The sequence below is a fragment of the Candidatus Thermoplasmatota archaeon genome (genome assembly GCA_018814355.1).
Classification (GTDB): domain Archaea; phylum Thermoplasmatota; class Thermoplasmata; order UBA10834; family UBA10834; genus COMBO-56-21.
In genome coordinates this window covers 1-9,053 of the sequence record JAHIZT010000072.1, presented here as the reverse complement: position 1 = coordinate 9,053, position 9,053 = coordinate 1, and the positions used below count along the sequence as shown (strand labels likewise).

General features: G+C 55.5%; 9 protein-coding genes. 5 read left to right on the top strand and 4 right to left on the bottom strand.

What is annotated here, in order from left to right; all coding sequences use genetic code 11:
- Positions 1-1,033 (top strand): cell division protein FtsZ (ftsZ, locus tag KJ653_05035; GenBank protein ID MBU0685197.1); only part of this gene is annotated, 1,033 nt, incomplete at its 5' end.
- A 57-nt stretch (positions 1,034-1,090) separates the two neighbouring features.
- Here ftsZ and KJ653_05030 read toward each other — a convergent pair.
- The gene (locus tag KJ653_05030) at positions 1,091-2,116 is read right to left on the bottom strand and encodes a zinc-ribbon domain-containing protein (protein MBU0685196.1); all 1,026 of its coding nucleotides are present in this window, start codon (positions 2,114-2,116) and stop codon (positions 1,091-1,093) included.
- Between the two features lie 141 nt (positions 2,117-2,257).
- Here KJ653_05030 and KJ653_05025 point away from each other — a divergent pair, with 141 nt between their 5' ends.
- Positions 2,258-2,974 carry a 4Fe-4S binding protein gene (locus KJ653_05025; GenBank protein MBU0685195.1) on the top strand — a complete coding sequence of 239 codons (717 nt, stop codon included), beginning with the start codon at positions 2,258-2,260 and terminating at the stop codon, positions 2,972-2,974.
- 249 nt (positions 2,975-3,223) lie between these two features.
- On the opposite strand, the gene KJ653_05020 is transcribed toward KJ653_05025, so the two are convergent.
- Both KJ653_05020 and KJ653_05015 read right to left on the bottom strand, forming a co-directional pair.
- Entirely contained in the window at positions 3,224-4,384 is a 1,161-nt protein-coding gene (locus KJ653_05020; protein ID MBU0685194.1) for a saccharopine dehydrogenase NADP-binding domain-containing protein, read from the bottom strand.
- Positions 4,385-4,488: 104 nt separating this feature from the next.
- Positions 4,489-5,175, bottom strand: coding sequence for an epoxyqueuosine reductase (locus KJ653_05015; GenBank protein MBU0685193.1), 687 nt, complete (start codon positions 5,173-5,175; stop codon positions 4,489-4,491).
- 292 nt (positions 5,176-5,467) lie between these two features.
- On the opposite strand from KJ653_05015, the gene KJ653_05010 reads away from it, so the two are divergent.
- Positions 5,468-5,995, top strand: coding sequence for a hypothetical protein (locus tag KJ653_05010; protein MBU0685192.1), 528 nt, complete (start codon positions 5,468-5,470; stop codon positions 5,993-5,995).
- 14 nt (positions 5,996-6,009) lie between these two features.
- Here the strand turns inward: KJ653_05010 and KJ653_05005 are convergent, their stop codons facing one another.
- Complete coding sequence (locus KJ653_05005; GenBank protein ID MBU0685191.1) at positions 6,010-6,741, bottom strand: metallophosphoesterase; 732 nt, start codon at positions 6,739-6,741, stop codon at positions 6,010-6,012.
- A 685-nt stretch (positions 6,742-7,426) separates the two neighbouring features.
- Between KJ653_05005 and KJ653_05000 the strand changes: the two genes are divergently transcribed.
- The gene (locus tag KJ653_05000) at positions 7,427-7,702 is read left to right on the top strand and encodes a GAF domain-containing protein (protein ID MBU0685190.1); all 276 of its coding nucleotides are present in this window, start codon (positions 7,427-7,429) and stop codon (positions 7,700-7,702) included.
- A gap of 476 nt (positions 7,703-8,178) precedes the next feature.
- Positions 8,179-9,053 (top strand): DUF3494 domain-containing protein (locus tag KJ653_04995; protein MBU0685189.1); only part of this gene is annotated, 875 nt, incomplete at its 3' end.

Genomic DNA, 9,053 nt, shown 5'->3' with positions numbered 1-9,053 from the left:
TGGTTGCGGCGGCGGTGGGACCAACACCATCAGCAGATGTGTTGAGGCCGGGATATCCGGTGCCCAGCTCTGCGCGATCAACACGGATGCGAAGCACTTGCTTTCCGTCCACGCTCCAAGGAAGATCCTGATTGGAAAGAACATCACCAGGGGTCTGGGCGCAGGCGCCATCCCCCAAGTTGGTGAAGCGGCGGCCAAGGAGAACGAGCGGGAGATCCGCGACTTCCTGACCGGCGCGAACATCGTATTCGTCACTGCTGGAATGGGTGGCGGCACTGGTACTGGATCCGCCCACTTCGCGGCCAGGCTCGCAAAGGAGCAGAAGGCGTTGACCATCGGAGTCGTCACGCTGCCATTCAAGGCGGAGGGCGAGGTCAGGATGGAGACCGCCATGGACGGCCTCGAGAGGCTGAGAAGGTTGTGCGACACGACCATCGTCATCCCGAACGACAAGCTGCTCGAGCTAGTCCCGAAGCTGCCCGTCGATGCGGCGTTCAAGGTCGCTGACGAGGTGCTGATGCAGACCATCAGAGGCCTGACAGAGATCATTACGAAGCCGGGACTGGTCAACCTGGACTACAGTGACATAATGACCGTCATGAACGAGGGCGGCGTCGCGTTCGTCGGCATCGGCGAGTCCGAAGAGTCGGACCCAGAGGACAGGATCGAGGCGGCCATCGAGGAGGCCTTGAACTCGCCGTTGCTCGGAGAGATCGACCTGAAGGAGTCCAAGGGTGCGCTGATCAGGGTCGTCGGAGGCCCTGACATGACCGTGTCGGAGGCCCAGAAGGCCGCCGAGGTCGTTGGCCAGAGGATCGCCAAGCACGCAAGACTCATCTGGGGTTGCAGCATCGACCCATCTCTCGAGAGCTCGGTCAAGATCCTGCTCATCGTCACGGGCGCGAAGTCCGAGAACTTCATGGGCCAGAGCGCAACGGCAGCTCCGTCGGCGGTCCAGAGGAGAGCCGCGTCCGGAGGGTCCGGATCGAGGTCATACGGCGGCAGCGATGAGCCGATCGACTTCGTGAGATAAGCTGGGTCAGCAACTAGCTTTCACAAACCTCAAACGGCGGACAAACCGATTGTCCGCCTAGCGTCTGATTTCTCTCTCCACTTTTCCTTCGAGCCTCGGCGTGTCTGCGAACCTCGCACCGCATGTTGGGCAGAACTGATCTGTGACCTCGACGGTGCAGCCGCATTCAGAGCACTCGGCCCCCCCAACCCTGTCCGAGAAGATGATTCCGCACAGGCAGGCAAACTCGTCCTTGTCCACTCTTCGTCCACATGCCGGACACTCGGTCACAAGCTCGACCAGCGGTGCTCCACAGTGTATGCACTCAGTCGCGGTCTCTAGAATCTCCTCGCCGCAGGCTGGGCATAGCATGTTTCCTTCCCCGACAAGGAGTACTCCGCATGCGCACTGTTTCTCTTCAATGCTGACGATCCGCCCGCACTCCGGACACTGAAACAGGTCCTCCGAGAAGTCTGTCGTGAAGACTACGCCGCATCTCCTGCAGAACTGATCCTCGTCGGAGAGAGTCGCGCCACACTCCGGGCACTGCAGGGAACGCTTGTACAGGGTGCAGTCGCATGTCTCGTCCGAAATCAGTCTCCTGCCACAGATGCTGCAGAAAGTGGCGTCGTTGGGTGCCTTCTGGATGTTCTCCTTCATTGAGAGATAAGTCCTCTCAGTGATCTCACCCAGAAGGAAGCGTTCCTCCAGCAGCAGAAGCTTGTCATCTCTGGTGAGCGGCATCGGCTTGATGATGGGCATCTTGGAATCCACAACGTGCGGCTTCTGCGCGGAGTAGCCGAGCTCCTTGCCACAGATAGGACAGGTGCATACTCTCTGCGCGCATGAGTTGTGGAACTGCTTTCCGCAGCCGCAGAGCACGCTGGGAAGGTCGGGCTTGATCATTCCCAAACAGATGTCGCACTTGATCTGGCCCTTGACGCGGACTGCCTTGACCTGGGGGCGGGTCCTCATCTTCATCCTTCTCGCCCCGGCCTTTCGGATCTGTCCTTTGGGAACCTTGATCATACGCGGCCTTGCCGCCTTCTGCCGCCTCGCGACCATTAGCACTGAGATGAGCATCGCTGTGCCGTTCAAGGCCATTTCACTCCGGTTCAGGGACGCATGGCTTCCAACCGATATAAAGGGCCGGAAATCTGGTCATCAAGATGCGCTGGCTCTGCAAGCGTCTCGCCGACAGCTCCAGCAAAGATATTGTATGAATAACCCCCTTCGTTCCCACAGATGTTAGATAGAGCATGCGAAGACAAGGACTGGACCCGCACGGAGATCAACGATGTTCTCGCAGAGTACAAGCCGATGACTGTACCTGTTTCCATCTCCGTCGAGGGGAAGCAGAAGGTCCTAGGATTCCATGAGCTGGAGAAGATACTCAAGAAGGCAAAGCTCATATCGCTTGAGCCATGCTGGTGCAGGCTCAAGATAAAAGGATGCAAAGGTCCCATCGATGTCTGCGTGTGCGTAGACAAGGAGGCGGAGCTGGCCATCACCAAGAGGGAAGGATGGAAGGCTACTTTCGAGGAAGCCATGGATGCCCTGAGGAAGACGCATAAGGCAGGTTTCGTCCATCTGGCTTATGATACCCCCGGACATGAGATGCGTTCGATATGCAGCTGCTGCGCATGCTGCTGTCACACTATGGCGGCCATCACCAGGTTCGGTTATGATCCTGCCATAATCGGACATGCTGATGTCATAGCTGTGTATTCTTCGAAGGAATGCAACCAATGCGGTCTCTGCGTGAAGAGATGTCATTTCAAGGCGTGGACCATCGATGGGGATAAGGTCCGGCATAACCCGGTCAAGTGCGCAGGATGCGGCGTCTGCGTTTCGTTTTGTCCGACCGGCTCAATCAGGCTGAACAAGAGATCGCGCGGGAAGAGTCTCAGTAGCTCGGGTAGCCATGTCCGTCTTCGAAGCACCTCTCGATCCCGTCGATGATGGGAAGCACGAGATTGCATGCTCAGTGTTCTCCACCCTCAGGTGTATCCTGACCCTCTGCGAGAACCCGGTTGTCGGGTTATCTCGCTGCTGCAAGTGTGCTTCCAGCAGACCTCATCAACTTGTGGTTCAGCACGCCCGTCGCGGTTCCCCTTGGCTCGAGAAGATCTGTATGAGAAGTCCCGGGCTCTCACTTGTTCGTGAGCTACCAGCGACGCACTTCGAAGCACAAGCGTGCTCGGCTTTGTCTCATTCCAGAGATATGATCTTACTCTTTGCCTCCAGTTTCTTCTGGGGCAACCTCTCGATGAACTTCTTCGCAGGAAGCTGCTCGGGTACGAGCAGCCCCTTGTCCTTGAGCTCACCGGAGATTATCATCTCGGCCCCGACCGCTCCTGCCGCGCCAACCAGGTAGCCAGTGGCATTGCTCTTGCATATCCGGTAGGCCTCTTCGTGAGATAAGGTGGTCCACACCTTGGCCATGACGTTCTTGCCGTCCTTCTTGCCAAGGATCTCGACTACGATCCCTGCGGAACCCTTGACCATTCCAACAAGCTCCACGGGTCTTGGCATCGTTGCGACAACAACGTCCAACGGCCTGACCATCGTGCCCTTCACATCAACGAGTTCCTTGCTGTGCATCCCGAGCTTCCGAAGCATGTTGCACTTGGCAGCGAACTCGTCGTCGATGGCGATCTTGAATTCCGCGTTCCTTATGCCCTTGATGAATCGTGGGATGAGAAAGGTCTCTTCGTGAGTGGTGTTGTACACGGGTAAGGAACCTATCGGCTGGGGGAATTCGTAGATATCCTTCTTGTGAAGCGGTGGCAGGTAGCTTATCTTGCCGTCCTTGCACACTGCCGCAGGCGTTGTCGCTTCCTCGACCATGTCTAAGGGAGACCAAAGTGTGAAGAAGTCATATCCTTTCGCGACTGCATTGTCTCCATCCATGACATGGGCCTCGTAGGCGCTGTCGAGCATGTCAGACCCGTATCTGGCGAATACGTCCGACATTCCAGGATCGGCTCCCATTGCAGTGAGGTAGGTTATGCCACTGTTATCGCACTTCTTTTTCAGCGCTTCGAACCCCTTGGTGAAATCCACTGACAAGCTGAAATCAAGATAGTTCACACCGCTCGCAATCGCCGCCTCACCGATCTCTCCCAGCAACTCAGATGTGATCGAGCAAACGACGAGGTCCGTTCCTCTCAGTAGCTTCTTGAGTGCATTCTTGTCCGAGGCGTCGGTCTTGACGACCGATATCTTGTCGCTCTTGACCCGCCGAGCCATTCCTTCCGCAGCGTCTGTTCGCATGTCGGCGAGGACCAGCTCATCCACCTTGGGGTTCTTTTCGAGGTATTCCGCGCACACGAGGCCTGTTATTCCGCATCCTAGTTGAACGACTCTCATCTGTCCCATACGTCCGGCCACGAGATAGCCCAAGGGGTTTATGCAGTTGTCGTGGTCCGAGGGGCGGAGCGGTTCAGCACGCAGGAATCATTGGTCATGTGATGCTATCTCTTCTTGGTATGAATGCCCACTGGGCAGACGCGTATGCAGACACCGCAGACCTGTTCCCAGCCCGACAGATCGAGCTTCTTTCCTATTCTGAGATGCTGATTGTCACAAGCCTTCTTGTCAACTATTCGACCGCCTTTGAGGGCCTTCGCCGGACATGCTCGGATGCATTTGTCACAATCCATGCAGAAATCGGTTTGCAACCTCTTGTCAGGTGTGAGGTTTGCATCTGTGATGACAGAGACCAAGCGCATTCTAGCGCCATATCTCGGTGAGAGGAGGAGACTGTTCTTGCCGAACGCCCCGAGACCTGCCAGCTCGCCCGCATGTCTGTGTGACAGATCGCCTCTCATACGTTTGAGGTCGTACGGGGGGGACGATGGAACCTGGACCGCGCGATGCCCCTTCTCCTGGAGGAACTTCGCGAGCCTGAACGCGATCCTATTGAGCTCATGGTTGGCGGACATGTAGCTCGCTGAATACTCGCGGCTAGGAGCGGATTCGAGAGCCGCATGTGGGAGTGCGACAGCGATTACTACGACGCTTCTCGCCCCCTTCAGGATGTCCTGCGGGCGATGTCCTGCAGGCGCACTAGCGAACTCGTTCTCTGGAGCTATCCCAACGAGATCCGCTCCTAGTTGCGTTGCGAGTTGCTTAACCTCGTCCCTGAACTTGCTTACCATTGCCATCATACCCCGATGCCCATGCCTCCTTGAGAATGTTCCTGACGTCGTCCGTTGGCGAAGGACGGAAGGACACTGGTCTTCAGGATTCCCGTATGGTCTCAGTGATTCCTCATGATTGGGAGGCCTCTCCGTTGTCTGCTCCTGTGAGCCTGGTAGGACAATCTCGTCGGCAGAAGAGATTCGCCCCCTTCACAAGCTAGAATGTTGTGATTTTGCTTCAATCATGAGTAGGTCAAGGACGGTCTTCGACGGATATAAATGACCAGCACGAGATTCACCCAACATGACCATGAAAGAGACAGTCCGATTCGTCGGGGAGCTGATGGCCGTCGCTGCTAGGACCGCACCGAAGGCCGCTGGCAAGGATTTCATCGAAGTTGCTTTGCTCTCCGACTCTGAGAGGGTCGCGCTCGGGACTGACATGATTAAGGTCGGGAAGGAGCGAGGCAACCCCGGTTTCGAGCGGGATGGCCAGAACGTGCTCGATTCGGATGCCGTCCTGCTTGTCGGCCTCCTCCCGCACAAGGGTGTGGGAATGAACTGCGGAGCATGCGGATTTGCCAGCTGTCAGGAGCTCAATGACAAGTCGTACACAGGCGACTTCACTGGTCCCAACTGCGCTCTCCGGCTGCTCGACCTCGGCATTGCGCTAGGCTCTGCCGCGAAGACGGCATCGGAGCTCAACGTGGACAACAGGATAATGTACAGGATAGGGCTGTCCGCGAAACGCTTGGGAATCGGCAAGTCCAACATCTGTCATGGGATCCCCTTGTCAGCAACTGGCAAGAGCATATTCTTCGACAGACCGCAGAAGTGACGGAACGGACTTGACTAAGGCAGCCCGAGGTTTGTCCCGTCCAGGAGATACGTTCTGAGTGTGCTCTCGTTCACGATATTGTTCCTGAAGAGAGGGCCCAATCTAGAACCGACAGCCCGGTTTATCGGAGTACCTGTGAGCAGAGGGTTGAATGCGGGGACCACGATCAGTTCCGCTGGACAGGTCTCGTATCTTTCCAAGACAAGCCGCTTCCTCAGTCTGCCTCGGACCCAGCATTTCTCGTTGCTCTTTGAACCCAGAGAGTCTACGAGCAGGACTGACGGATGGATGTGGCCCATCACGATTTTGGCGCACTCCATCACCTGCTTTGACGGCCAGATGTGGCCGTGAAAAGCGCCGATGCCCTCGATGCTGGTTCCGTGTCCGGCTACAGCGTCGATTCCCTTGGGCAGAATGTCACCCAATCCACCATCGTGGTTTCCCGTCACGATCATGATGCTACCATAGTCCCTCATGAGCTTCTCGAGGAACGGCGGTATCTCCCTGTCCTCGCGGTAGCTCACCGAAGGTATCCTGTGCTTCACATCTCCGAGGATGAGAAGGTTGTCGCCAAGGGATGCCAGCTCTTCGAGGCTGGACAGCATCTTTGGCGTCTGGGAAGGTATGTTGAAGCCAGCACGCCTAAGCTGGACCTCCAATCCAAGGTGAAGATCCGCGACGCATATCCACTTCTGCCGCCCCTTCATCCTGAGGGCTGGGATGTCCGTGACTGGTTCAAGGTCCACGGCCGTGCGTACGTTCCCACGCTTGATAAACCTGTTTAACACGGTTTCAAAAGCGAGTAAATCTTAGCCAGCAGTTGAAGTATCTCCCACCGTCTTCCCCACAAACCCTTTACAAACCACTCTGCGCGACAACGCGCTCCCTGTTCGATTGTAGGGGCATGTCACCTTAGGCGCACAGATGATTTGATTGCACCTGCTCTTGCTGACGTCGTGGCAAAGCGGGCTGACAAGGGGCTAGAAACGGGCAAGTCGGCTTGCCCTGCTCGCAGTTCGCATAAAACGATTTATGGAGCGCAAAACCTGCGTATAAATCGAGCCAGTGTTGAGACGCTCAGATCCCGTTGCCCACCTGTCCCCCAAACCCTTTACAGAACCGCTCTGTGCGTCAACGCGTTCCCGTTCGATTGTAGGCGTTTCTAGGGGCATAGCAGTTCAGGCGCACGATACCCCGATTGCAGCAGCTCTTGCTGACGTCGTGGGGATGCGCGTGCTAGCTGCTAGGATCGGGCATGTCCTCGAGCGCGTACCTGAACTCGTCGCACTCAACACGGTCGAGTAGGATCAGGTCGTGATCAGAGAGGCCCGATGTATCGGGCATTGCGGAGTGCATGGAACCGAATCTTGGAGAATAGCACTTGAAGGGAGTGGGGAAGGACCCAATTGCGTAAAATCAGTTGCAAAATCAATGAAGACAGCCATCGTCAATGGAACCGGAGAAAAATGTGTAGAATGTCATCGCAATTGTGATCATGAAGGGTACTCGAGCGTGATAATCCCGATGGAATATGCAGGCAGCCTCATAGGAATTTTCAGCGTTTGTTTCTCTCCTGGCCATGTGATCTATAAGGAGGAAATCGCTCTTCTTGAGGAAGTTGTGAGGGATCTTACGCTAGCTAGGGTCAAGATGTTGGCAGAGGGTTCATTGGCCGAGCTCAGATCCTTCTCAACACTCCTGAAATGAGGTTCAAGTACGGTCCTGCGTCCACATCATCAGAGTGCGTGTGGGATCGTCCTGCATGGTTCAGGTTGTGTCCTGCAACAGAGCCTTCTTGATTTCATCTGGCAGTGGCGATTTGGTTGGATGATCATTTGCTAAGAAGATAGCCATGCTCTGGGGACTGCGAATAGATTTGCATCAAATGCTGAAGTAAACCATCCATGATGTTGAAGTAAACCATCCATGATGTTGAAATAGCGGTATCATGTCGAAACACGATGGGGGGAAAGTACATAGTCGCGGGAATATTCGCACGCTATGGATGTGAGAAAATGCAAAACAGTCAAGGAAAGGCGATATCAACACCAGTTGTTGATCGTGGTCCGATTGGAGAGCGTTCGCGTGCAAGGAATGGGAAGAGGGCAGATCGTGCTCGACATTGGCCTGCTCGTGAGGAGCCAGTAAACGGTCGCGAGCGCGCGCCTGCAGCACGACCTGCAATGCTCAGGTTCTTCAGCATGCTGATTGTTGTTTCAATGATTGCTGTTCTAGGCTTCTATGCAGCAATTCCAGCCCAGGCAGCTGGTCCAGGAGCAGTAAACCTTGGAACAGCTGGCGATTTCGTGATTCTATCAAAAGCAGGAATCACAACCACGGGAACCACCCATATTGTTGGTGATATTGGAGTCAGTCCAATCGCTGCGACAGCCATGACTGGATTTGGATTGATACTGGATGCCTCGGGTACATTCTCGACATCATCTCTAGTGACTGGAAATGTGTATGCAGCCGACTATGCTACTCCAACTCCAGCTAAAATGATTACGGCTGTAAGCGACATGCAGACCGCGTACACCGACGCAGCTGGACGGACGAACCCTGATCATACTGAACTGTACGCCGGAGATGTTACTGGGCAGACCCTCGCTCCTGGTCTTTACAAGTGGAGCACTGGGGTCCTAATATCTGCTGCTGGTGTCACTATCTCGGGCAGCGCAAGCGATGTCTGGATCTTCCAGATAGCGGGAGGTCTAACCGTGGCCAACGGAGCCATCGTCACTCTGAGCGGCGGCGCACAGGCTTCCAACATCTTCTGGCAGGTCGCCAGCGGTGTTACCATTGGAACGACGGCTGAGATGAAGGGAATCATATTGTGTCAAACGGCGATTACGATGAATACCGGCGCAATGCTGGAGGGTAGGGCGTTGGCGCAGACAGCGGTTACACTAATCTCCAATACCGTCTCGACAATTCCAGCCCAGGCAGCTGGTCCAGGAACAGTAAACCTTGGAACAGCTGGAGATTTCGTGATTCTATCAAAAGCAGGAATCACAACCACGGGAGCCACCCAAATTGTTGGTGATATTGGAGTTAG

Excerpts from the sequence above, each read along its gene's own strand:
- KJ653_05030 (MBU0685196.1), bottom strand. The coding sequence starts at position 2,116 with ATGGCCTTGAACGGCACAGCGATGCTCATCTCAGTGCTAATGGTCGCG.
- KJ653_05025 (MBU0685195.1), top strand. The coding sequence starts at position 2,258 with ATGTTAGATAGAGCATGCGAAGACAAGGACTGGACCCGCACGGAGATC.
- KJ653_05020 (MBU0685194.1), bottom strand. The coding sequence starts at position 4,384 with ATGAGAGTCGTTCAACTAGGATGCGGAATAACAGGCCTCGTGTGCGCG.
- KJ653_05015 (MBU0685193.1), bottom strand. The coding sequence starts at position 5,175 with ATGGTAAGCAAGTTCAGGGACGAGGTTAAGCAACTCGCAACGCAACTA.
- KJ653_05010 (MBU0685192.1), top strand. The coding sequence starts at position 5,468 with ATGAAAGAGACAGTCCGATTCGTCGGGGAGCTGATGGCCGTCGCTGCT.
- KJ653_05000 (MBU0685190.1), top strand. The coding sequence starts at position 7,427 with ATGAAGACAGCCATCGTCAATGGAACCGGAGAAAAATGTGTAGAATGT.